Source organism: Imperialibacter sp. (genome assembly GCF_040222385.1).
Classification (GTDB): Bacteria; Bacteroidota; Bacteroidia; order Cytophagales; family Cyclobacteriaceae; genus Imperialibacter.
The window spans coordinates 91,530-114,186 of sequence record NZ_JAVKDF010000010.1 but is presented as its reverse complement, the minus strand read 5'-3'; the positions used below and the strand labels follow the sequence as shown (position 1 = coordinate 114,186).

The following is a 22,657-nucleotide window of genomic DNA, read 5'->3' as shown; positions in this document are numbered from 1 at the left end:
AATGTTCCTGCATTAGTTATTCACTTCAGGCTTATAGTTTTTGTACGCTGGGCCTTTGAGTCCCTTTGTGTTTTTTCCTTTTAATTCATCAAGCCTAACCACTTCAAACTCTGACTTGTCAATATCCCAGTGCTTTTGGTTTTTCGCCTCTGGCCCCTTGGGTGTAGGAGTTTCTCCTCTTACCAGCAATGTGCTGCTGCCTTTATACTTTTCAGTCGGGCTGGCATTTTTGTACGCCGGTCCTTTCAAAGACTTGCTTTGTGCATTGGCACTGAAACAAATAGCCAGGCCAAGAATAAGGGTTGTTGCTGCTGCCTTTAACATAATTAGGGTGCGTTTAATGTTCATACAAATAAACGCAACAACGGTACCCCCGGCCTTCGCAAAAAATGGGTAATTGGATATGTGGAAAATACGTAATGATATGTGGAAAATACGTAACGCTAAATGAGCTTGCGCCGGTAAGCCGCATTTATCATCTCAGAAGCGTTGGCGGCACCCAGCTTTTTCATAATACGTGACCGGTGCGTTTCGACAGTTCGAACGCTGATAAATAATTTGTCTGCAATTTCTTTGGTGATCTTTCCCTCGGCCACCATTTTCACAATCTCAATTTCCCTTTCTGAAAGAATAGGTGAGGGGCTTCCCGGCCCGGACATATCCTCCAGCAAAAGCTCCGATATCTTATTTTTAAAGTGCCGCTTTCCGAGGTATACCCCACGTATAGCTTCCCGCAATTCGTTTTCACTAGTGTCTTTGAGCAAGTATCCCGACGCTCCTTTTTTGAGGCTCTCCTTTACGTACTGGAGTTCCTCATGCATAGTTAGCATGATGCATTTTGTGTCAGGATATTTTTCCCTCACCAAAGGCAGAATATCGAGCCCCGATTTGTCCGGTAAAGAAATATCCAGCAGAATGATGTCTGCCTTGGTGATTGCCAGCTGGTTCAGGAGTGCCTCGCCAGTTTCGGCCTCACCAACAATTTCAACGCTCTCTTGCGCCAGCAGCAAAGCCCTGAGGCCATTCCGAAATAGCTGGTGATCATCGGCAATAATAATTCTAATAGTACTCATGATATCGGAATTTCTATCTCTATGCCTGTTCCTGTTTTTTCTGATTCTATATAAAAAACACCACCCATTAATCTTACCCTCTCCTCAATATTTCTGAGGCCCAGGCCGGTGAATCCATCTTTCTGCCCAACTTCAAAGCCTATGCCATTGTCCTTAATATACAATGCCAGATGATCATCAAAAACAGTGATTGAAAGTTGAATTTCGTCACACTGGGCATGCTTGATGGCATTGTTGATGGCCTCCTGCACTACCCTGTAAATATATACTTGCTTATCCTTCTCAAGTTTATAGTTGGAGTTCTCCAGCTCATTAAAAAATAAAACTTTGATCTGAGTACTGTCTTCAATGTCTGAAATAAGCTGTTCAAGAGCCTCGCTTAGTCCAAAATCCCGAAGCACAGCCGGCATTAGGTTCCTTGCCAGGCTTCGGGTCTCCGAAATAGTTCTTTCTATCAAGTCTCTTATGTCAGCACTTTCATCCATAACACCGCTCTTCTCCATTCTTAGCTTCAAAGTAGTAAGCAACGCCCCGAGCCCATCGTGCAAATCTCTGGAAATCCTTTCCCGGTCTTTTTCCTGGGCTTCGATCAGTATCCTTTTGGAGTTGAGCTCCAACGCATTCTTTTCGTTGTTCAATGTAACCAGCTGATCCCGCATTTGAAGAATGGCTTTGCCCAACTCATCGTGGCTGCTCAGCATTACATAAGTCGACTCCATCTTGCCTTCACCAATATCGGAGGCAAATGATGCAATCTGCTTCAGAGAATGAATAAGCTTGTCCATCGACTGTGTGATCTGCTGCATTTCAAGCACAGGGCCAGATGGTCTGATGTCGGAAGGTAAGGTTCCCAGCGACAGTTGGTCAGCCACTCTTCGAAGTTGCACAATGGGGTTCGACAGAATTTTACCGAGAAAAACAGAAATGGCTAACGACACCGCCATCAAAATCCCGACAACTATGACCATCTTCTCTCTAATCGAATAGATAGGCCTCATGAGCTCGTCGAGGTCAATTTCTGTTAAGAGGGCCATTTTTATCCCATAAAAATCAACGGGCCGAAAAGCTCCCATCACGCCCACATCCCGGTAGTCTGTGTAGATTGTGACGTCTTCTTTGCCGCCAATGGCCGACAGCACACCGTGGCTGGGGCTCGATATGTTAGTAGGGTATTCCTGAGGGTGGAAGAGAGAGGCCGACATGAGGCGGTGTCGCTCATTAACCACGTACGACTCGCCGGTTACACCAAGCCCGGTACGCTCCAGCAGAATATCCTGGATGTCCTGCAAGCCAAAAACCAGGCGGACTTGCCTTTTCTCACTCGTGAAAAGAAAATTGTAATAGGTGGAGTCTACGTCGAGGCTGGCTACGAACCGACCCTGATTGGGGTCAAATTCGTGCGAAAGTTCAATCCTTTTTATTTCGGATATCGACTGTAGGTTTTCCACCAGGTCGGCCTCATTTACGCCATGAAGGTCGGCGTTTGACAAAATGTGATCCGCTTCTTGCTTCTTGTCTCGCAGGTGAAGCTCTATGAGCCGCCTTTTAAGAATATTAACAGCGTTTAATTTGTCTTTTGCTCTTAAAACAAGCTCCTCTTCAAGGCTAGAATAGGTAATATTGAACACCACCAGAATAAAAATGGTGCTGAAAACAAAGAGGCAAAGAGTAAGCCATATGTTGAGCTTTAGCTTCAAGGCGGAATACTTATTAGAAGTTAAACCACCAAGATGCAACCTTTATTTAATAATGGAAAGAGAGAGTTTATGCATTGTCCGGTCTTACTCTACTTCCAGAGCATATTGTATTTCGTCCTCCTTAACCAGACAGTTCTCTATTGGAATTGCTACTCTGAAAGCTGTACCCTTGCCAAGCGTGCTAAATACTTTGATCGTGCCACCCATTCTCTCCACCTGGGTTTTCACCAGGAATAATCCCATCCCTTTTCCCTCCACGTGGCTGTGAAAGCGCTTATAAAGCTTAAATAGTTTGCCCGCAATAAGCTTCGTGTCCATGCCCAAACCATTGTCCTTCACCCATAGCACTAAATCATTTTTGGTCGTGTATGCAGTGACGCCAAGTTCCAATGGTCGCCTTGGGTTCCTGTACTTGAGTGCATTGGTAGTAAGGTTATGAACCACAGAATGAACATACCCCCTGATTGCTTCAAGCTGAATAGACTCATCGACTTGCAAACTGATTTTTGCTCCAGACTCCTCAATTTGAAGTATGAAGGAAGAAAGTACCTGCTGAACCAGGTCTTTCAATATAAATTTCTGTTTCGCTTGAGTAGATGATTCTCTTACCTGAAGAATGTCATTCAGATCAATAAGGATTGTATCCAGCTGTTGTGCCGATTCAGTCAGGTGTCTGAGTATCTTCAGATTGTATTCATTGAAGGCCTGCGACTTGTCAAATATCTGAGTCAGTCCAAGGATGTTAACAACAGGAGCCCGAAGGTTGTGGGAAACAATTTGCGTGAATTCCTGTAGCTCTTTGTTCCGGCTAACCAATTCGTTAGTTAGACCCAAAGCTTCATTTTGCGCTTGTTTTTTTTCGCTAATGTCTTTTACAATGGCAACAAAATAGTGTTTGTTGTTGTGACTCAGGTCACCAACCGGCGACACAGCCAGGTTAATCCAAAACGACTCTCCATTTTTCTTATAGGAAATCAAATCCTCCTGAACATAATTTTCTCTGGCAATGGCGCCAAATACCCTCGCCAATTTCTCGTTATCTGATTTGGGTCCTCTGAGCAAATTGATTGGATTGTTATGCTTCACTTCTTCAGGGCTAAACCCTGTCATCTCAAAAAATGCATCGTTGGAATAGACAACCCGATACAACGAGTTATCTTTTTTGCAAGGCTTGCTAATAATTAGCACCGCCTCTGCAATATTCTTAACCGCTGCCTCCAGTATCAAGCGTTGATTGTCATGCTTCCTCCGGTCAGTGACATCTGTCTCTATAGAGATGAACCTTTCCAGGTTGCCATCGGCATCAAAAATAGGAGTGATCTCCAGTGCCACCCATATCTTCTCCCCATTCTTTTTGTAGTAGATAACCTCTTCCCTAATGATTTGCTTTCCAGCAAGTTTCGCCATAATCCTCTTGACAGCCTCGCTATCCGTATCTGGCCCACTAACAGCATCCGCAGGGTATTTCCCTACTATTTCGGCAAGGGTAAAGCCAGTCATCTTCTCATATGCTTCGTTTACCCATGCCACCCTGGCATTGGCGTCTGTTATAACTACTCCGTTATGTGTTTTGCTCGCCACCAAAGAGAGCTTTTGAAGCTCAGATTCAGCCAGTTTCCTCTGGGTTATGTCATAGTGAGTACCCAATGCACGAACGGGTATTCCATCCAAATCACGCTCCACAATCTTGCCTCTGTTATGGATCCACAACCACCGACCATCTTTGTGACGCATGCGGTATTCCATGTCAATTGTCTCAGCTTCCCCTCTGATGTGCTTGTTCATGCAGTCCCAGGCCAAGCTTACATCTTCCGGGTGAAGCAAGCCCTCCCATGTCGTCTGTGATCCATCGATTTCATGCGTCGCATAACCCAGCATTTGCTTGTATAAATCATTAAACTGGGCTTCCCAGGTTCTCATGTTAAGATCCCAAATGCCCATCCTGGCGCTATCAAGCACCAGTTGCAGCCGCTGACTACTTTCCCTCAACTTCTTCTCCTGTTCAACCTTCCAGGTGATGTCCTTACTAAAGCAGCTCACTCCCACTATTTTTCCTGTTGATTCATTTCTGAGCGGCTGAAAAGAGTTTTGGTAACTCATGCCACCAACTTCCTCAGGAAGTCTATCTTCAAAACTAAAAGTAATCCCACGCAGCGCCTTGTCGTAGTGTGCTCTCCATTCATGGTTATCGGCCCCCATTTCAATGGACAAAATATTATCACCCACCAGGCAGTCGTGTCCTGAAAATAGCTGAATAGAAGATCGGAAAGCTTCATTGAACACCAACAATCGATAATTTGTATCTATTGCCCACACCATCTCGTCGCTGCTGTCCAGGATTGATTTTACCGGATTTCTAAGTCCGTGACGATTATTAGTATCTGATGCTCTTCTCTTAGTCAGTAAATAGAAGTAAAAAGCTGTTGCAGTTCCTGCCAGAACAAACAATACACTTTGATGATGAGATAATATTGAGAAGGAAATTAGATAGTCCTCAGTTAACAGAACCAATAAAACGGTGAGAACAAACACCAATATTGATTTATTGGGAAGGGGAAACCCTTTTAAAAAAACTTTTATTTTTTCCATAGCAAACAACTCATAATCCTTTCGTCTTTTTGAAGGATTGCAACAGTAAATAATTAATAATGTTGTGAGTAATGGAAGAGAGAGATAATACAAAGATCACTATTACAACGGATCAATTGCCATGGTTGATGTCTGATTTCGACCAACTGCGGGTAGGGGGGGACATAGTCGCCAAATCTTTAGACAACCGAAATTGGGGGTTGGGCAAAGAAAGTAAAATCCTATGCCGTCTTGAAGCTTATGATGAACTCCGTTCCTTTGCCTGCTTCACTTTTGATTTCCATTGAGCCTTCGTTGCTCATAATGAATTGCTTGACCAGTAACATCCCCAAGCCAGTGCCCGGTTCATTGCTGGTTCCGAGGTCAGTAAGTCTTTTGCCTACCTTGCTTTGGATGGCGTCCAGCCTTTCCTTCGTCATGCCCACACCGTTGTCTCGTATATGCACCGAAGTCATAAAGTTGGTTTCTGAATAATAGACCTTCACTTCACCACCTTCTCTGGTAAACTTGATGGAGTTGCTCAGTAAGTTTTGCACAATGATTTTCAGTTGGGAAACATCCGCCCGCAAGAAAATATTGGCTTGTGGTTGGTGAACCAGGCTTATATTTTTCTCCCCGGCCTGAAAACCATAAACAGCCACTAAATCCTGCACAACAGCGGTGGCATTAACTTCCTCAATAGTGGTTTGAATGCCAGAAAACTGTGCTCCTGCCCAAGTGAGCAGGTTATTGAGCATGTTAGCTACATTATCAACTCGTTTACCGAGCTCGTCAAATAATGCGTAGTCCTTGAATGCTGTTCCAAACTTTCCCTTCATCAATTCTATCGTTGACTGCATCGAAGCTATCGGACTTCGCATGTCATGGCTTATAATAGAAAGTATCAGTGAATTAGTACTATTCAATGCCTCAAGCCTTTCATTTTGCTTTTCTATCTGCTCCTTTTTCCTGGCAATGTCCTCATTTTGCTCCGTGAGTTTTACGTTGAGCCTGCTCTTTATCTTGCTATTTCTAGATAAGAGATAGGCAACGGCAATTGTGAATACCAGCACCACGGCAAAAATAATACTAGCCAGAAAGGTAACCCGAAGCTCTTTTTCCTGAACCTTGTTCTCCTGAGCCAGTTTTTGATTCTCTGCTTCATGGTACTTGACCATCAATAAGTTTATTTCTTTCTCTTTCGCCTCGCTGAGAATCGAGTCACTCAACTGCTTGTATTTTTTATGTGTTTCGAAGGCGTTTTCAAAATCACCGCTTTCAGCATAAGCCTCTGCCAGCACCCCGTAGGCTCTTTCCATGTCCCACATTGCCCCCACTCTCTCTGCATAGTCCAGAGCGTAACGTCCATGATTGATAGCTGTTACAGGTTCGTCAAGGCTAATGTAGGCCTCGGCCATACCGGCGTGCGCAAAGGTGCTCTCCCAGTTGCTTTGATAATAATCCGCATTAAGCACTTTTTTGTACTGCTCGATGGCATCCCGGTACCTACCCTCGTGAAAATAAGTAAGCGCCAGGCGATTGTTTACCATGAGCTTGATTCTTTCATTTTTGTAAACATTGCAAACCCTGATAGAAGCATCGAGATAGTGGTAGGCGCTGTCAAACTGTCGCAACTCGTCGAAAGCGAGGCCAAGGTTAAAATAATTATTCGCCAGTAGGGAGGAGTCAGTGCTGTTTTTACTGTACCAAATTGACTGCCGCTGATACTCAATCGTTCTGATTAAATCGTCCTTGCCGAGATACACCAAACTGATACCATTCAGACTTAGCGCCATCCCCTTTCCGTTGCCAATCTGCCGATGCAACACCAGAGCACTTGAGTGAGCATCGAGCGACAAATCGTAAACACCTCTAATGTAGTAGCAAATTCCCTTCTTGGTCAGGCTATTGGCGAGCCCACGTGTAAAATCCAATTCTCTTGAATACTCCTCAGCCAAACTAGAATAGTAAAGCGCACTGTCAGTGTTGTCGTACTGATAAGCTGTGGCAATATCAATTAGAAGGTTAACGGTGGTGGTGTCCGGGTCGGTCGTTTTCCTTAATTCCCAATCACTGAGAAGTGAGTCGAGGCTTGATTGCCCGGAAGAAAAATAGGGCGCAAAAAGTATAAAAGTCAGAACCAAACATCTCGGAATCATCATCTTGGAGAACAACAATTAGCAAACAAAAAACACCATAGCCTATGCATAATTATTTAAAAAAAAGGGTAATTCAAACTAAGTGCTAACCCTCCTTATGCACCTGGCTATATGTTCAAGAATTTGGCTTTTATAAAATACGCCATTGCTTGTTAACCAGTTGGCACAATTGCTACTCCAAAAAGATAAAATGAATAAACTGAAAATCTATTTACTTCTTGCTAACGAACTCCACGTTGCCGAGTGCAACGTCTACATTGAACTCCATTAAGTCCAGGGCATCGGGGTGATAGCTGGAGCTGGTGTACACATTTTTTCTGATCTGTGTAAACTCGGCAGGCATTTTAACACTGCAAAGAGGCGAGTTGTGCAGATAAATTATCACCGGAACGTTTTCCTTCGGCATAATCATCTCCAATCTGCCTGCACCTACGCTTGCCCTTATTTTTGACGACTGCTGACTTTTATCACTAAAGTCCAGTACGGCCGTACCAAAGCCCACCTCAGCCACAATTACTTTTGAGTTGGTAAGGTTGATATGATTGGCTATCAGCGACCCCAAGTCAACCTTCACAAAAAAAGTGTCCATTGCTACCAGGTTTCCCTTGCCATCGGCATAATCAACTATGACGTCAGCACTTCCGGTGTTTATCTTAAGTTTCTCTACAGGAATGCCGGAAAGATCCACATCCGCATTGCCGATGCCATAAGCTAGCTGAAGGGAATACACTTTGTCCTCTGTAAGGAGAATCTTCCAGTAGTTCTTGTCGTCTTTCTTGCTGTCTCCAAAAATACTGGAGGTCAGGCTTTTACTTATTGTGGAGGATTGATAGTTCTCAAGGTCAAGGTTGACGTGCTTGACGCTGTTCTTTATGTAGGTTTTGAAGGAAGGATTGATGGTTTCGAAGTCTGGATTGCCATAAATATTGACTGGCTGGGCTGCTTTCACAGGCCGGATATAGCAAGAGCCAGAAGTTGCACTCAAGCAAAAATCCACCTTTTGAAAGGCAGAGTCGTTGCTCACAGAGTAAAACTTTTTTAACTGACTAAAGGACGAAAAACTTGCTAAAAGACTAAAACTCAATAAAACCAATCTCCGCATAGAGCCTATCAACGATATACAGCACAGAGAGTTGCGAATGTTGAAAGAAAATAATAAAAAATGCAGTTCCTTTCGATGAAACTGCATTCCGATATAACTTTTAAAAGAATTCTTTCATTTTATCGAAGAACCCTTTTTCCGATTTGCCTGGATTAGGGCTGAAATTGTCAGATTCTCTGAATCTTTCGAGTATTTCCCTCTCTTCTTTGTCGAGTGTTTTGGGTGTCCAAACATTGACGTGGATTAGCTGGTCACCCCGGCCATAGCCGTTCAGGTCAGGAATACCTTTGCTTCTCAGCCTGAGTAGTTTACCGCTCTGGGTGCCTGGCTCAATTTTTATTTTTACGTTGCCATCGATAGTTGGCACTTCCAGTGAAGTACCGAGGGCAGCGTCGGCGAAGTTGAGGTACAAATCAAATATAACGTTGTTGCCATCTCTTTTCAGCAAATCATCCTCAATCTCTTCCACCACAATCAGCAAGTCGCCGGGCGTTCCGCCACCAGGAGCAACGTTACCTTTGCCAGACATTGACAATTGGATACCATCAGAAACACCAGCCGGGATTTTGATGCTGATCACTTCTTCCTGAGGCTGCAAGCCTGAGCTATCTACGCCGGGTGGCCGTTTGTCAACTCTTTGGCCAGAGCCACCACAAGCACTACAAGTGCTGCTGGATACCATTTGGCCAAGCATGGTGTTAACTACCTTCCTCACCTGACCAGCGCCGCCGCAGGTAGAGCAGGTAGCGTAAGTAACGCCTGGAGCAGTTACCAGCCTTGTCACTTTTATTTTCTTTTCAACGCCGTTTGCTATTTCTACCAGGGTAAGCTTCAGCTTGATGCGAAGATTAGACCCCTTTCGACCACCGCCACGACCGGAGCGTCCGCCTCCAAAAAAGCTTTCAAAAGGGCTGCCGCCACCGCCGCCGAAAATATCGCCGAACTGGTCAAAGATGTCGTCCATTGACATGCCACCGCCACTGAAGCCGCCACCCGGGGCACCACCAACACCCTGATGACCATAACGATCATAGCGTTGGCGCTTCTCGGCATTACTCAGTACTTCATAAGCTTCGGCTGCCTCTTTGAATTTTTCCTCAGCCGTAGGGTCATTGGGGTTTTTGTCAGGGTGAAATTTGATGGCTATTTTTCTATAAGCCTTCTTTATTTCCTCCTGTGGTGCGCCCTTTTCTACTCCTAAGATTTCGTAAAAGTCTCTTTTCGCCATAGTCAATTATGCCCCTGTTACCACTTTTGCAAACCTGATGACCTTGTCACCCAAAACGTATCCCTTCTCCACGACATCTATCACCTTTCCCTTCAACGACTCGTCGGGTGCAGGAAACTGAGTCACCGCTTCGTGTAATTCGGGGTCGAACTCGTGGCCTGCGTCAACTTCCATGGCCTTCAGCCCTTTTTGGTCAAGCACCTTGATTAGTTTGTTGTAAATAAGATCAATACCTTCTTTTACTGAAGCCTCAACCTCTTCACTATCTATTGATTTTTTTGCCCTTTCAAAGTCGTCTACCACAGGAATAAGTACGGCCAATACGTCCTCACCAGCCGTTTTTATAAGTTCCACCCTTTCTTTGGCTGTTCTTCTTCTATAGTTATCAAACTCAGAATAAAGCCTCAGGTATTTATCTTTCGACTCTTCCAATTCTCTCTTCAGTGCAGTCATTTCGTCTTCAGCAGCATCTGACCCATTGTCAGTACTCTCTTCAGAGGCATTGGCATTTTCGCTCTCCAAAACCTGCTCTTCTACACTATTCTCAATAGTTTCTTTGTTCTCTTCCACGTTTTTTTTTGCCATTTCAAGAAACATTAATTCCTGCCAGCAAGAGTCAATTACTTTGCCAAACCCCTTCTGACTGACAAGATGACACTAGCTGTTAATGGTTTGCCAAATCTTATCCTTCAGTTCCTGTATGCCTTGTTGGGTTACGCTTGAAATAAATATGGCTTCTACATCGTCGGGCAGCTCTGCTTTCATCTCCGTCATGAGCTCCTCATCGAGCATATCCGACTTCGTGATCGCCAGGAGCCGTTGCTTATCCAGTAGTTCCGGGTTGAACTTTTTGAGCTCGTTGAGAAGGATGTAGTATTCTTTTTTGATATCTGAAGCATCGGCAGGGAGCATAAACAAGAGAATAGAATTTCGCTCGATATGTCGCAGAAAGCGCACCCCGAGGCCTTTTCCCTCAGCTGCACCTTCGATGATGCCTGGTATGTCGGCTACCACAAACGACTTAAAGTCCCGGTAGGGCACAACACCCAAATTGGGCGTGAGGGTGGTAAAAGGATAATCGGCTATTTCGGGCCTTGCTGCTGAAATAACGGAAAGAAGCGTCGACTTTCCGGCATTTGGAAACCCCACAAGGCCTACATCGGCTAAAAGTTTCAGCTCCAGGATTACCCAACCCTCCTCACCTGGCGTACCTGGCTGGGCATAGGTAGGCACTTGATTTGTGGGCGATTTAAAATGATCGTTGCCCAGTCCTCCGAGGCCACCCTTTTTTAAGATGACTTTTTGACCATCCTCGACAATTTCGAGCAGCTTCTTCCCTGTTTCGGCATCCCGGGCAACCGTGCCCAATGGGACATCCAGAATAATGTCTTTACCCTGAGCACCCGTGCATTTGTCACCTGCGCCTGCCACACCGTTTTCTGCAATGATGTGCTTTCGGTATTTGAGGTGTAGCAAAGTCCACAGTTGAGAATTTCCTTTTAGAATAATGTGGCCACCCCGGCCACCATCACCGCCGTCGGGCCCTCCCTTATCGATAAATTTTTCCTGATGAAAGTGAACTGAACCAGCTCCGCCGTTGCCCGACTTGCAGCTAATTTTTACGTAATCAATGAAGTTATTGTCAGCCATATAATAAATGAGGACGCTTTTCGCCATGGAAAAGCATCCCCCTCCTTATTTCTTTTACTCTCAGAAAGAGTCTATTACGCTGCAAATGTCGTGAAATATCTCTTCTATTTCACCAACTCCCTCTATTTGATGGTATTTACTTTGCGACTTGTAGTAATTAGCTACCGGCATCGTCTCATCCTGATAAACTTTTATCCGGGTGGTTATTTTGGCTTCGTCCTGGTCATCCGCTCTACCAGAAGTCTTACCCCTTTCTTTGATCCTAACCCTTAACTCAGCTTCAGGAACATTGAGCGCTATCATTCCTTTGATAGGTTCTCCCATACCATTGAGCAACTTGTCCAGTGCCTCTGCCTGATTAACAGTGCGTGGAAAGCCATCGAAAATAACCCCCGACGACCCATCGGTAGACTTCAGCTTGTCATCTACCATGCCTATGACCACCTCATCTGGGACCAACTTGCCATCATCCATGTACTTCTGAGCTAGCTTTCCAAGCTCGGTGCCTTCAGTAAGGTGCTTGCGAAACAAGTCGCCAGTCGATATATGCGTCAGGTGATATTTGCTAATCAGCTTCTCACTCTGGGTTCCTTTACCGGCACCCGGAGGGCCAAACAAAACAATATTCAGCATTACAGTAGGTTTCGTTTCTTTTACAAAGGGCCAAAAATCCGAAATACTTATCAAAAAAAGAATTACAAACTTCAGTCTTTAATTTTATAGATGTCTGGCAGTTGCCTGCCTAGCTCGTCATAGTCAAGTCCGTAGCCCACAACAAACTTATCAGGAATGCTGAAACCAACGTAATCAAGTTGATATTTGTTCTTAAAAACATCAGGTTTTACCAGTAGCGTGCAGACTTTAACTGATGCTGGCGACTGCTCCCAAACCATTTCCAAAAGTTTGCTCATTGTGCGCCCTGTGTCTATAATATCCTCTACAATCAACACTTCTCTGTCTTTCAACTCATGCATGAGCCCTATCAGAGTTTGCACTTCGCCGGTTGAGGCCGTCCCTCTGTAAGACTTCAGCTTTACAAAGGAAACCTCAGCATCGACCTTGAGCAAACGAATAAGATCGCCGGCAAAAATGAAGGCACCGTTCAGCACGGCAAGCATCACAAGGCTTTTCCCAGCATAATCCGAGTCAATTTGCTCAGCAAGCTCGTTGAGTCTATTGCTAATCTGGCTGCGATCTATGTATGGCTCAAATTCCTTGCTGTTTATCATCATACCTCTTTAGTATTTTAAGGCAAATAGCTGTTTGAAATACACAATCATTTGCCTTGCAACCCCGCTTGACTACAATTCAGCCATCAGTACTTCATACAGACTAACCATAGCAAAGATGTCGTCTTTGTGCACGGTTTCGTTCGGTGAGTGTACGTTACTTTCAGGAGCCCCCACAAAACACCAGTCGATGGGATAGGGAGAAATTTGCACGTCCCGACCATCAGAAGAACCACTCCCTTCTACCTCTAGCTGAAAAGGCACACCTGACGACTGAGCGATAGCTATGATCCTATCCACATAGGATTTCCTTGGAATGTTTTTGTCTCTCATTGACACCACCACACCTTTGCCATGATGCACTCCGTCCGTTACCCAGGTAATGTCCGAGACCAGTGCCTGTTTTATCTGCCAGCGCTCGTACAAATATTTGGTGAGGTATTGCACCGAACCACCTCCGTGTTCTTCCCATGCACTGAAGACTATCACACCGTGCTCTAGCGTTTCCGCTACTTTCAAGGCATTATAAACGCCCAAACGGTTATCAAGATAACAAGTAGTTACCATGTCGTCGTGTTGTCGAAAGTTGCATTTGTAGGTAAGCCCGGTGCCCCTATCAATGGCTCGACCAAATTCATAAAAGGCACGGCCTTCTTCATTTAACACAAGCTTGCATTCGATAGGCCCAAGGCTATCCTCTCCTACCAACAGCGTACCGGTATCGGCATCTGGCCCGCCAATAGGCACCAGTTGATTGTCGTACCTGACAGTAAACCCAATGGAGTCCATGTGCGCAAAAATTGCTGTTCTGGGATTGCCAAAGGCCAGGATGAGGCAATCCTGAAACTCCGGCCCCTGTATAAGCTCAGGCTTCACCTTCCATGTCTTTTGCTGCCTGTTTATATAAGATAGCAAGAACTCCTTCATAGGAGCCTCATCGCCTGAAGGCGCATGCACGGCACATAGGTCTTTCAATAGCTTCATGGATTTTCCAGTTTTCTTAATGTCAACCCTGGGGAATCACCCCCATGGTCATCGGATGCTTTTTAATGGCGGTTAAATTTATGAAATTGAAACATCTCAAAAGAATTGCCATGAAGATTCATATTTTAAATCAGCAAACCTCAATAGCCAACCAGTTTTTGTGTGAATTAAGGGATACCTCGATACAGAAGGACAGGCTTCGTTTCCGTGCCAATTTGGAGCGGCTGGGCGAGCTGATGGCCTACGAGTTTTCGAAAACGCTGCTGGCAAAAAAAAGCGAGGTGGTTACGCCTCTGGGGACATCGCAAGCAGAAGTGCCGGTCAACGACCTGGTAATGGTGACTGTTCTAAGAGCAGGGATTCCCTTCTATCAGGGGTTTCTGAACATTTTTGACCAGGCAGAATCTGGCTTTATTGGCGCCTACAGGGAAGAGGGCTCTGCAAAAGATTTATTGATAACACTTAATTATTCTGCTTTGCCCAACCTTGACAACAAACAACTCGTATTAATTGATCCAATGCTGGCTACCGGAAAATCGCTAGTGAAGGCTTTCAACCAATGCTTGAAATATGGCCACCCGAAAGCCGTTCATGTCATGTCGGTGATAAGCGCTCCCGAAGGTATCAGCTATCTGGAAGAATCAATCGATCACCCGGGAAGTATATGGACTTGGGCCAAAGACAGCCATTTAAATGAAATGGCTTATATCGTGCCCGGCCTTGGCGATGCCGGCGACTTATCTTTCGGTACCAAAGAATGATTCGTTGACGATTGGTGTTGATTTGGAAAGTGATAACTCCAACTTTTTAATATTGCTTTCACCCTGTATATATGCAGATCAATTTCGTAGCCGAACTCCTGAAATACCTGGGCGTTTATGTTCTTAGCATGTTTAAGTTCATTGTCGGCCCCACTATTGGTATTTCTTCAGGGCTGAATATTTTTGTCACCTTCGGGCTTTCAGTAGCGGGTATGATGACCATGGTTTACCTGGTCACCTACTTTGGTGAGCAGGTTCGCTTCCTCACCAGCCGCTTTTTCAAACCGAAACCCAACGAAAAGAAATTCACAAAAAAGAAACGGCTTTTCGTGACCCTCTGGAAAAAATATGGTGTCTACGGAGTGTCCTTCTTTTCCCCACTATTCATCACACCGATAGGTGGTGCGCTGATACTCAATACGCTCGGTGTGAAAAAGGAACAGATCATTGGGCCGATGTGGGTGAGTGCCATTTTTTGGGGCATTATTCTCACCCTTTTTGTAAAATACGCCAAAGACCTCATTATTTGGCTCTACTAACTTATCCAGGCTTAGTCCCTTAACTTCATCCTTAGCAATCGACTTTCGGAAGTAATGTAAACCACCTTGTCGTCGCCTGCAAAAGCAATATTGGCTGTTGGTGCTCCGGTGATTATTGTGCCCAGATGCTTTCCGGAAGGACTTAGAACAACTACTCCACCCGGGCCAGTGGCAAAAATGTTTCCTTTAGAATCTACCTTCATCCCATCGGGATTTCCGGGTGTTATTTTCGTCAATTCAGTAGCATCAAAGAAGACTTTCCCTTCTCCAACAGAGCCATCTTCATTGACCGGAAAAGACATCCAAATTGACCTTTCGGGGTCAGAATTAGCTACATACAATGTCTTCTCGTCAGGCGACAAGGCTATGCCATTGGGCTTGGACATTTTATCCGTGACAAGTTCGATTTTCCCACTTTTCTTTAGCCGATAAACGCCGTTGAATGGAATCTCTTTGATAGGGCTGGCGTCCAGGCCAGTAAGACCATATGGGGGATCCGTAAAGTAAATATCTCCCCAGCTGCTCAAAATAAGGTCATTTGGGCTATTCAGGCGCTTGCCCTCGAACCTATCAACCAACGTAACAAATTTGGAGGCAGGCGCATCCACGGGCGCATCCATCCTGGCCACCCTTCTGTCGCCGTGCTGGCACAGCAATAGCCTGCCCTGGTCGTCCAAAATAAGGCCGTTGGCTCCAGGCTCCCTTTCTTCCTTTCCTGCTTCCGCAGTGTAGCCCGAAGGCTTCAGGAATACGCTAACACCCTCACCTTCCTTCCATTTGTAAGCCACATTGTTAGGCACGTCAGTAAAAAGCACCATCTGCTGCGATGGCACCCACACTGGCCCCTCTGCCCAGGTGTAGCCCTCTCCCAGTATTTCGAGTTTTGCGTCTTTATCAATTAGTTTGTCAATAGCAGGATCCAGCCGCTCCACTACCTGTGGTTTCGATGCTTCTTCATTGCTAGCTTCTTCAGTCTGCGATTTCTGCGACCCACAGCCGCTCATCACAATGGCAATAGCCACACTATAGTAAATAGGTTTCATACGAGTAGGTATATTAAAAGTAGTTTCAACAAATATTTGAGTAGTTAATTTCCGAATATTTTGATTGGGAAGTGAGTGCAAAACGTAAATTTTCGCTTTCGTAAAAAAACTTTTCACATTCGTCGGCGTTTGCTCTATTTTTCTCATGTATTAATTACCCCGAGGATGTTTGGCATATTCAAAAGAAAAAAAGAATCCCCCAGGAAAGAGAAAAAGCTTGAGCTGGTTGATCTGGAGCAGCAGCCCCTTGCCGTTGGCGACAAAGTGGAGTCTCTGAGGTACGATCTTGGCGTAAGTATATTGATTCAGGAAGAGGATGGGCTCTATTATCAGTCGGAAGCGACTGGCACCAAAGTCCATTGGACTAAAATGATCGATGCTTCTACAGAATTTCAAAAGGTGAAGAAGATTATTGTTGACAAGTAAGGGCTGAAAAAGGACAGTCCGCCCGAACAAAGGTGAACAATCTCCGGTCTAAAAGTGTCCGGTTTCGTTACAGCCCAGACCTTCCTTGTTCCATCTATTAACTTGTTTATCAAACAGTTACCTTGTTTGGCATTTGAATTGCAAGCCTTTTGGCATGCGGTCGAAAACTCAAATAAAGGGAGCCATATTCAAAGTCGCTTCTCTGCCTGCTTTTAAAAACATTGTTATCATTCTGGGGATAGCCGTAGCCCTTCTCGTAGGCTTCTTCACTTTGCACGCTCAGCCCAATGCAATGGGTGAGTTTGCTATTGATCCGAAGACAGTAAGCTCCAACGTCATAGTTGTGGGCTCGGATTTTCTTGACGTTGAAACTACGCCTGAAGTGATTATTTATGACAGGAACCTTGACCTTATTTTATCTGCCAATCTGACGTCAATTTCTGATTATGAAAAGGAGCACCTCAGTAGATTGCTGAAAGTATGTGATCTTATGTTTTCGAGCGATAATACAACCATTTATCAATTGGATAAATAATTGCGTTCGCCTATATTCCATAAACCTTATTTAACATGACTCAAAGACTAACAAGATCAAGAGATAAAATGCTGGGCGGTGTTTGCGCAGGAATTGCCGACTACTTTGGGTGGGATCCTACCATGGTTCGCCTTGGCTATGTTGTCCTGTCTCTACTTAGCGCTGCTTTTCCAGGCATACTTGTATACATCATCATGTGGATAGTAGTGCCAGAAAGTTAATTCAGCTTGGCATGGGTGGTCATCCATCTTTCCGGAATTTCACCTTTGGTAGCCGTTTCATAATCTTTGTAGCTACACGGCACAATGCTATTTCTGCTGTACTTGGCTTTTCCTCCCGGATATGGCACTTCCATCCACCACTTTTCTGACGACTGGCTCTTGAAAAATGTAATGGTGGAGGGCTGGTTGTTCATCGACACCACGTACTTAGTGTAGTCTTTCTCCCTAAAGTGCCTGTCGTCTTTCCTGTGATAGTATCCCTCTATAAAGTACCAGATCATCGTGGCTGTTACCATGGCGGTTGAGCTACGAATATCGTCTTTCAGCAGGTTGTAGCCATAGAAGCCAGCAGAACTGAGCTTCTCGCTGTTGCCCGCATACCAGCAAATTTGACAAGCCTCCTCACCAGTAAGGCCAAAAACTTGGGCATGTTGTCCTCCTGGTGCATAAATAGAACTCAGTGCCGATATGTCGAAGCTCAGCATGTCAGCCTGCCGGATAGACGGTTCCATTTCGTCAATACTTTCTCTCAAGACCCCGAGGCGTACGGCTTCAAAATAAAATTTCTCGACGATGTTCAGCGCCTGCTGGTCAACCAGATAGGTTTGAAAGGCAAGGTGAGTATAGTTAAAAAGGTAGTTAGGCTGATGAACAAGGATTCTATGTAGTCGGCGATCAGCGTCTGAGGCCTTTTTATCGTCCTCTAAATCGAATGAACTGTCAACGCCAAGCACCGAGATCATCTTGTCGAAAGCCTCATATGCCATGTACTGGCCATAGTCGATATCATGTGAGCCCCCGACAATAATTGGCAGAATATCCTTTTCCAGCAGCGATTGCACCACCTCTTTCAGTCTTAGAACGGTGTCTTCGGCGGTCGGCCCGTTTCGCAAATTGCCGAGATCAACGATGTTATTCTTACCAAGCCCCTTGCTCAGCCCATAAAGCTTTTTTCGAATTGCATCTGCCGATTGATCAATGCCTTCACCACTGTTTTCGCCTCTGTGCTCTTTGATCCCAACAATTGCTATGTCAGTGTTCTTCAGGTCGGGCATCTTGTTGGAGAATATCCTGATGCTCTTTAGAAATGCAGACTTCGGCAATGCTTTGGTGACATCTGAAGAAACCGGGTCGAAAAAAAGCTTGAAGTCCATTTGCTCGCTTGAGATTGAATCATAAAAAAAGGGAAAAATTTTTATTTTTCCCTTTTACAGTGTCTTGATTCAGAGATTATCCTCCAAAGTCATCAAATCGAATATTTTCATCCGGGATACCAAAATCCTCTCCCATTTTTTGAACTGCTGAGTTCATCATAGGAGGTCCGCAGAAGTAAAGCTCTATTTCTTCAGGAGACTCGTGCTTGCTGAGGTATTGGTCAATTACGGCTTGGTGAACAAAGCCCAGGAATCCGTCTCCCTCTTTGTCGTTTACATCTTTCTTCACTTTCCAGTTATCCTCGGGCAATGGCTCCGAAAGCACTACAAAGAATTTGAAGTTAGAAAAAGCCTTTTCTAGCTGATAAAAGTGGTCAAGGTAAAATAGTTCTCTTTTCGAACGGCCACCATACCAAAAAGTGACGGTTCTGCCGGTTTTCAGCGTTTTGAAAAGCTGATAAAGGTGTGATCTCATTGGTGCCATACCAGCGCCTCCACCTACGTACAGCATTTCTGCGTCAGAAGGATTAATGAAGAACTCTCCATAAGGGCCTGAAATTGTTACCTTGTCGCCCGGCTTTCTTGAAAAGATGTACGAAGAAGCTAAGCCCGGATTAACTTTCATCCAGCCATTATTTGCTCTGTCCCATGGAGGTGTAGCAATCCTCACGTTTAGCATGATCTCTCTGCCCTCAGCAGGATAAGATGCCATAGAGTAAGCTCTTTCAGCAGATTCAGGGTTAACCATTTTCAAATCCCAAAGACCAAATTTATCCCACTCCTTCTGAAATTTCATTGGATCATCGTGCTCCTTAGGGTGGGCAGTAATGTCCATGTCTTTGAAATCAACCGTACATTTGGGAACCTCAATCTGAATATAGCCACCTGCCTGGTAGTCCATATCCTCAGGAATCTCAACAACAAATTCTTTGATAAATGAAGCCACGTTGTAGTTTCTAACAACAGTCGCTTCCCATTTCTTGATACCGAAGATTTCTTCAGGTATCTCTATTCTCATGTCTTGCTTCACCTTCACCTGGCAGCCAAGCCTCACGTGCTCCTTCTGCTCGCTTCTGCTCAGGTGACCAACTTCTGTGGGAAGAACGTCGCCTCCACCATCCAGCACCTTACATTTACACATGGCACAAGTACCACCTCCACCACAAGCTGAGGGAAGAAATATTTTTTGGCCAGACAATGTCGACAGAAGGCTTGTGCCAGCTGCTGCTATAAGGGGGTTCTTCTCGTCCCCGTTAACAATGATCCGCACGTCGCCTTGTTGAACCAGCTTGGCCTGAGCCACCAGAAGAATTGCCACCAACAAAAGAATGATGACGGTAAAGGCTACAATAGAAGTTAGAACAATAGATGTCATTGACTATGAAAGATTTTTGGTTCTTACTTAACAGACACAAATATATCTATAACACGGGTTTTCCATTAACCAAACACTGAAAATTTGAATATAATTAGCAAGTGCTATGGTTTAACCCTGCGTGCCCGGTTTAGTTATCAGCTTTTATAAATTAATTATTGATGAGCTTCAAAAGATTGGTGAGTTTTGTCTTCAGGTTCCTTCTATCGACAATAAAGTCCAGAAAACCGTGATCAAGCACAAACTCAGCACTTTGAAAGCCCTTAGGAAGATCTTTTCCAATCGTTTCACGGATGACCCTTGGCCCGGCAAAACCAATTAATGCTCCAGGCTCTGCTATATTAAAGTCCCCAAGCATCGCAAATGAAGCTGTTACACCGCCGGTAGTTGGATCCGTTAATAATGAGATATAGGGTATTTTTGCTTCGGACAAGAGCGCCAATTTTGCCGATGTTTTAGCCATCTGCATCAGCGAGAAGCCTGCCTCCATCATTCTGGCACCCCCTGATTTGGAAATCATAAGGAATGGAATCTTATGCTTAAGGCTATGATCGATTGCCCTGGCGATTTTCTCCCCCACGACCGAACCCATTGAGCCGCCAATAAAGGTGAAATCCATACAGGCAATCACTATTTCGGAGCCGTTCATTTTGCCAACTGCCGATCTCACAGCATCATTCAGCCCCGTCTTCTTAATGGAGGCCTCAATGCGCTTTGGATAGGGAGCCGAGTCTGTGAACTTGAGCGGGTCAGCCGACTTCATGTTAGCATCGAGCTCCTGAAACTTATTGTTGTCAAAAAGTATTTCGAAATACTCTTTTGAGCCAATACGCACATGAAAGTCGTCGTCGGGGCAAACGTAAGCGTTATTTTTCAGCTCCCGGATATGGATGATATTACCACTTGGCGTCTTGTACCATAGTCCGTCAGGTGCCTCTCTCTTCTCGTCCGTCGGTGTTAATATTCCCTTGTCCTGTCTCTTAAACCACGCCATACTGTTTCCAATTGTTGGACTGCAAAGATATTAGATATTCTTTAAAAGTAACGACGAATTAAGCAGATGCTAAGTTCCCGCATGCAATGAATAACCCACCATTGCTGATTCAAATTTGCGACTCCCACTAGCCCCTAAAACTTAATGCTTACTCCAAAGTATGGTGAGAAATACTGTGTGGCCTTATAGGAGCCGTCCGCTGTTGGCGCAAAGGCCCAGTAATAGTCAACGCCTGCCGCCAAAAACCTATTGAGGTGATAAATGAAGCGAACCTTGGCCAGGGATCTTTCGTCAAGCTTAAATGCGTCTTTCAGAGTGGACAGATTGCCTTTCACATAGCTTCCGTGAATCGACACTTTGTCGCCGAGCCTGTCAACATCGGCATTTAACCTCACCACCGCCGGAGCCGTTTCAGAAACATCGTCGGGCAACAAAATGCTGCCACCAAGCTGCACCTTCTGTAGTATGTGCCCTGTCAGGCTCCCGTAGATTCCGCTCATTTTCTCCGCATTAGCTAACGAAAGCAGGCGTGCATCCTTGTTCAGTTCATAAGAAGCGTCAAAAAACTGTGGCAGGTAATTGGCGGTGTAGGTAAGGCGTTCAATTCTCATGTCAGTGCTGAGAAGGTCGGCGATGAAATTGAAACGAAAATTGATTCCACCGCTGATTCCGTGGCCATCTGTAAATTCCCTTGTATCACCCTGTGAGGCATATATTGTAGCAATTGAGTCTGTTAAGGCGGCAGTTCCCACATTTAGCCTGGAATAATTGACGAATGCGTCGATCTGAATAAAAGGAATCCTCAGCAAATTGATGCCTGCATCGAGGCCAAAAGCACCCACGCCGTCAGCTGTAAATTGATTCACCACAAAAGTGCTGTCGCTGGTAGGCCGTTGGGTCTGGTCTTTGTCCTTGATAACAGTGCCTCCAATCTCCAACGTCCTGACAATCGGTATAATCGTCCAGGCCATCGGGCGCACATAAGGCCGTACAGCCAGCAGATTGAGCGAGGCGGGGTCAAAATCGCTGTACATACCCTCCAGGCCAAACAGCCCTTTGAAATTCAAGTCGTAGTGAAGCCCGAGCTTCCTCTTTTCGTAACTAGTAGTGTTAGTATAGTTGTTAACCAACCCTCCAAAACCAATCATGGTATTATTGAGCTCTCCAACACGGACGTAAACCGGATCTCTTTTTTGCGAACCATACCTGATGTATCTGATCAACCTTGCCGCACCAACACCACCTTTGAAAATCTCCGTTCGGATCGCCTGGCTCTCCAGTCCATACAATACAGGCACATTGAGGCCAAGGCCTATTTTCCAAATTTTGAATTCCGGAGCAAGTACCAAGCCGACAAAATTCTCATCTCCAATCTTGGTGTAGGTCACCCCTCCGGTGAAAGACCCTCCGGATTCACTGTCGGGCGGCCCAGCCCTGAAATCTTCAGGAACTGGTGCAACTTCCCTTTTTTCCCGTTCTTCCTTCGGCTCCTTTATCTTTTTTTCTTCTTCTGGCTCACTCTCAAATTTTTCCTCCTCAATGGGCACCTGCAGACTGTCTGTTGCTGGAATTGTATCAGCCTGGTAAGTAGTAACTGGTGTTATTGAGTCGAGAGGCTGTGTTGGCAGCGTGAGTGTGTCGACCACGGGTACTGGTGCAGTGAGGGTATCGGCTGCCACCGTTGGCTGATCAACCTTCTCAGCTTTCTTGTCTTTTTTCTTTTTCTTCTTTTTTGTGTTCTCCCACAAATAGGAATAATCGGCAAAAGGGTCTTCGGCTTCCTGTTCCTGTGCAACTACAGGAGCTGCCACAGATAGAAAAAACGAAGCTACAAGCAGGTAGAATAGAATTCTCTTATTCATAAAAGCTAAATTATCATAAAAATAATACTATTTCCAAATCGTCAAGTGATCGAAGTC

22 protein-coding genes are annotated in these 22,657 nt (G+C 45.0%); 5 read left to right on the top strand and 17 right to left on the bottom strand.

The features are described 5' to 3' along the window. Positions 1 to 12: 12 nt before the first annotated feature. From RIG68_RS01910 to RIG68_RS01855, 12 genes are all read right to left on the bottom strand, one after another. Positions 13 to 324 carry a hypothetical protein gene (locus RIG68_RS01910; protein ID WP_350073459.1) on the bottom strand — a complete coding sequence of 104 codons (312 nt, stop codon included), beginning with the start codon at positions 322 to 324 and terminating at the stop codon, positions 13 to 15. Positions 325 to 443: 119 nt separating this feature from the next. Beyond that, positions 444 to 1,073, bottom strand: a complete 630-nt coding sequence (locus tag RIG68_RS01905) for a response regulator (protein WP_350118107.1) — start codon at positions 1,071 to 1,073, stop codon at positions 444 to 446. Then, positions 1,070 to 2,770 carry a sensor histidine kinase gene (locus tag RIG68_RS01900; protein WP_350118105.1) on the bottom strand — a complete coding sequence of 567 codons (1,701 nt, stop codon included), beginning with the start codon at positions 2,768 to 2,770 and terminating at the stop codon, positions 1,070 to 1,072. Before RIG68_RS01900 ends, RIG68_RS01905 begins: the two co-directional genes overlap by 4 nt. Before the next feature lie 84 nt (positions 2,771 to 2,854). Next, positions 2,855 to 5,359, bottom strand: coding sequence for a PAS domain-containing sensor histidine kinase (locus tag RIG68_RS01895; RefSeq protein WP_350118104.1), 2,505 nt, complete (start codon positions 5,357 to 5,359; stop codon positions 2,855 to 2,857). Between the two features lie 221 nt (positions 5,360 to 5,580). After that, complete coding sequence (locus RIG68_RS01890; RefSeq protein ID WP_350118101.1) at positions 5,581 to 7,500, bottom strand: sensor histidine kinase; 1,920 nt, start codon at positions 7,498 to 7,500, stop codon at positions 5,581 to 5,583. A gap of 208 nt (positions 7,501 to 7,708) precedes the next feature. Further along, entirely contained in the window at positions 7,709 to 8,521 is an 813-nt protein-coding gene (locus RIG68_RS01885) for a toast rack family protein (protein ID WP_350073451.1), read from the bottom strand. Between the two features lie 178 nt (positions 8,522 to 8,699). Beyond that, complete coding sequence (gene dnaJ, locus RIG68_RS01880; RefSeq protein WP_350073448.1) at positions 8,700 to 9,827, bottom strand: molecular chaperone DnaJ; 1,128 nt, start codon at positions 9,825 to 9,827, stop codon at positions 8,700 to 8,702. Between the two features lie 6 nt (positions 9,828 to 9,833). Beyond that, positions 9,834 to 10,412: a nucleotide exchange factor GrpE gene (locus RIG68_RS01875; protein WP_350118099.1), complete on the bottom strand. Its 579-nt coding sequence runs from the start codon at positions 10,410 to 10,412 to the stop codon at positions 9,834 to 9,836. Positions 10,413 to 10,484: 72 nt separating this feature from the next. Next, positions 10,485 to 11,477 carry a GTPase ObgE gene (obgE, locus tag RIG68_RS01870; RefSeq protein ID WP_317492395.1) on the bottom strand — a complete coding sequence of 331 codons (993 nt, stop codon included), beginning with the start codon at positions 11,475 to 11,477 and terminating at the stop codon, positions 10,485 to 10,487. A 60-nt stretch (positions 11,478 to 11,537) separates the two neighbouring features. Next, complete coding sequence (locus RIG68_RS01865) at positions 11,538 to 12,110, bottom strand: adenylate kinase (RefSeq protein WP_350118097.1); 573 nt, start codon at positions 12,108 to 12,110, stop codon at positions 11,538 to 11,540. Between the two features lie 71 nt (positions 12,111 to 12,181). Beyond that, on the bottom strand, positions 12,182 to 12,709 hold the full coding sequence (gene hpt / locus RIG68_RS01860; protein WP_350118095.1) for a hypoxanthine phosphoribosyltransferase: 528 nt from the start codon (positions 12,707 to 12,709) through the stop codon (positions 12,182 to 12,184). Between the two features lie 69 nt (positions 12,710 to 12,778). Then, positions 12,779 to 13,690 (bottom strand): aminopeptidase, encoded by a 912-nt coding sequence (locus tag RIG68_RS01855; RefSeq protein ID WP_350118093.1) that lies wholly within the window; start codon positions 13,688 to 13,690, stop codon positions 12,779 to 12,781. A 110-nt stretch (positions 13,691 to 13,800) separates the two neighbouring features. Between RIG68_RS01855 and upp the strand changes: the two genes are divergently transcribed. Continuing rightward, complete coding sequence (gene upp, locus RIG68_RS01850) at positions 13,801 to 14,451, top strand: uracil phosphoribosyltransferase (RefSeq protein WP_350118091.1); 651 nt, start codon at positions 13,801 to 13,803, stop codon at positions 14,449 to 14,451. Positions 14,452 to 14,522: 71 nt separating this feature from the next. Continuing rightward, positions 14,523 to 14,990 carry a hypothetical protein gene (locus RIG68_RS01845; protein ID WP_350073438.1) on the top strand — a complete coding sequence of 156 codons (468 nt, stop codon included), beginning with the start codon at positions 14,523 to 14,525 and terminating at the stop codon, positions 14,988 to 14,990. A gap of 11 nt (positions 14,991 to 15,001) precedes the next feature. Here RIG68_RS01845 and RIG68_RS01840 read toward each other — a convergent pair whose 3' ends face one another. Beyond that, complete coding sequence (locus RIG68_RS01840; protein ID WP_350118089.1) at positions 15,002 to 16,033, bottom strand: SMP-30/gluconolactonase/LRE family protein; 1,032 nt, start codon at positions 16,031 to 16,033, stop codon at positions 15,002 to 15,004. Between the two features lie 165 nt (positions 16,034 to 16,198). On the opposite strand from RIG68_RS01840, the gene RIG68_RS01835 reads away from it, so the two are divergent. The 3 genes from RIG68_RS01835 (at position 16,199) to RIG68_RS01825 (ending at position 17,215) form a co-directional block, all read left to right on the top strand. Continuing rightward, complete coding sequence (locus RIG68_RS01835; protein ID WP_350118087.1) at positions 16,199 to 16,459, top strand: hypothetical protein; 261 nt, start codon at positions 16,199 to 16,201, stop codon at positions 16,457 to 16,459. A 154-nt stretch (positions 16,460 to 16,613) separates the two neighbouring features. Continuing rightward, entirely contained in the window at positions 16,614 to 16,994 is a 381-nt protein-coding gene (locus RIG68_RS01830; RefSeq protein ID WP_350118085.1) for a hypothetical protein, read from the top strand. Positions 16,995 to 17,029: 35 nt separating this feature from the next. Next, the gene (locus RIG68_RS01825; RefSeq protein ID WP_151996282.1) at positions 17,030 to 17,215 is read left to right on the top strand and encodes a PspC domain-containing protein; all 186 of its coding nucleotides are present in this window, start codon (positions 17,030 to 17,032) and stop codon (positions 17,213 to 17,215) included. Here the strand turns inward: RIG68_RS01825 and RIG68_RS01820 are convergent. The 4 genes from RIG68_RS01820 to RIG68_RS01805 all read right to left on the bottom strand — a co-directional run bounded on the left by RIG68_RS01820 (position 17,212) and on the right by RIG68_RS01805 (position 22,600). Continuing rightward, positions 17,212 to 18,369: a formimidoylglutamase gene (locus tag RIG68_RS01820; RefSeq protein ID WP_350118084.1), complete on the bottom strand. Its 1,158-nt coding sequence runs from the start codon at positions 18,367 to 18,369 to the stop codon at positions 17,212 to 17,214. The two genes, RIG68_RS01825 and RIG68_RS01820, sit on opposite strands and share 4 nt — an antisense overlap. A 76-nt stretch (positions 18,370 to 18,445) precedes the next feature. Continuing rightward, positions 18,446 to 19,744, bottom strand: coding sequence for an NADH:ubiquinone reductase (Na(+)-transporting) subunit F (nqrF, locus tag RIG68_RS01815; RefSeq protein ID WP_350118082.1), 1,299 nt, complete (start codon positions 19,742 to 19,744; stop codon positions 18,446 to 18,448). Between the two features lie 151 nt (positions 19,745 to 19,895). Beyond that, a complete protein-coding gene (gene accD, locus RIG68_RS01810) occupies positions 19,896 to 20,738 on the bottom strand; it encodes an acetyl-CoA carboxylase, carboxyltransferase subunit beta (protein WP_151996280.1) in 843 nt (280 codons plus the stop codon). A gap of 134 nt (positions 20,739 to 20,872) precedes the next feature. Then, the gene (locus tag RIG68_RS01805) at positions 20,873 to 22,600 is read right to left on the bottom strand and encodes a hypothetical protein (protein ID WP_350118080.1); all 1,728 of its coding nucleotides are present in this window, start codon (positions 22,598 to 22,600) and stop codon (positions 20,873 to 20,875) included. Positions 22,601 to 22,657: the final 57 nt, after the last annotated feature.

Bases quoted from the DNA above. Each gene is read 5' to 3' on its own strand.
- RIG68_RS01890 (WP_350118101.1), bottom strand. From the start codon at position 7,500: ATGATGATTCCGAGATGTTTGGTTCTGACTTTTATACTTTTTGCGCCC.
- RIG68_RS01825 (WP_151996282.1), top strand. From the start codon at position 17,030: ATGACTCAAAGACTAACAAGATCAAGAGATAAAATGCTGGGCGGTGTT.
- RIG68_RS01805 (WP_350118080.1), bottom strand. From the start codon at position 22,600: ATGAATAAGAGAATTCTATTCTACCTGCTTGTAGCTTCGTTTTTTCTA.
- RIG68_RS01820 (WP_350118084.1), bottom strand. From the start codon at position 18,369: ATGGACTTCAAGCTTTTTTTCGACCCGGTTTCTTCAGATGTCACCAAA.
- RIG68_RS01840 (WP_350118089.1), bottom strand. From the start codon at position 16,033: ATGAAACCTATTTACTATAGTGTGGCTATTGCCATTGTGATGAGCGGC.
- upp (WP_350118091.1), top strand. From the start codon at position 13,801: ATGAAGATTCATATTTTAAATCAGCAAACCTCAATAGCCAACCAGTTT.
- RIG68_RS01905 (WP_350118107.1), bottom strand. From the start codon at position 1,073: ATGAGTACTATTAGAATTATTATTGCCGATGATCACCAGCTATTTCGG.
- RIG68_RS01845 (WP_350073438.1), top strand. From the start codon at position 14,523: ATGCAGATCAATTTCGTAGCCGAACTCCTGAAATACCTGGGCGTTTAT.
- dnaJ (WP_350073448.1), bottom strand. From the start codon at position 9,827: ATGGCGAAAAGAGACTTTTACGAAATCTTAGGAGTAGAAAAGGGCGCA.
- RIG68_RS01865 (WP_350118097.1), bottom strand. From the start codon at position 12,110: ATGCTGAATATTGTTTTGTTTGGCCCTCCGGGTGCCGGTAAAGGAACC.
- nqrF (WP_350118082.1), bottom strand. From the start codon at position 19,744: ATGACATCTATTGTTCTAACTTCTATTGTAGCCTTTACCGTCATCATT.
- obgE (WP_317492395.1), bottom strand. From the start codon at position 11,477: ATGGCTGACAATAACTTCATTGATTACGTAAAAATTAGCTGCAAGTCG.
- RIG68_RS01835 (WP_350118087.1), top strand. From the start codon at position 16,199: ATGTTTGGCATATTCAAAAGAAAAAAAGAATCCCCCAGGAAAGAGAAA.
- RIG68_RS01895 (WP_350118104.1), bottom strand. From the start codon at position 5,359: ATGGAAAAAATAAAAGTTTTTTTAAAAGGGTTTCCCCTTCCCAATAAA.
- RIG68_RS01855 (WP_350118093.1), bottom strand. From the start codon at position 13,690: ATGAAGCTATTGAAAGACCTATGTGCCGTGCATGCGCCTTCAGGCGAT.
- RIG68_RS01910 (WP_350073459.1), bottom strand. From the start codon at position 324: ATGTTAAAGGCAGCAGCAACAACCCTTATTCTTGGCCTGGCTATTTGT.
- RIG68_RS01875 (WP_350118099.1), bottom strand. From the start codon at position 10,412: ATGGCAAAAAAAAACGTGGAAGAGAACAAAGAAACTATTGAGAATAGT.
- RIG68_RS01830 (WP_350118085.1), top strand. From the start codon at position 16,614: ATGCGGTCGAAAACTCAAATAAAGGGAGCCATATTCAAAGTCGCTTCT.
- accD (WP_151996280.1), bottom strand. From the start codon at position 20,738: ATGGCGTGGTTTAAGAGACAGGACAAGGGAATATTAACACCGACGGAC.
- hpt (WP_350118095.1), bottom strand. From the start codon at position 12,709: ATGATGATAAACAGCAAGGAATTTGAGCCATACATAGATCGCAGCCAG.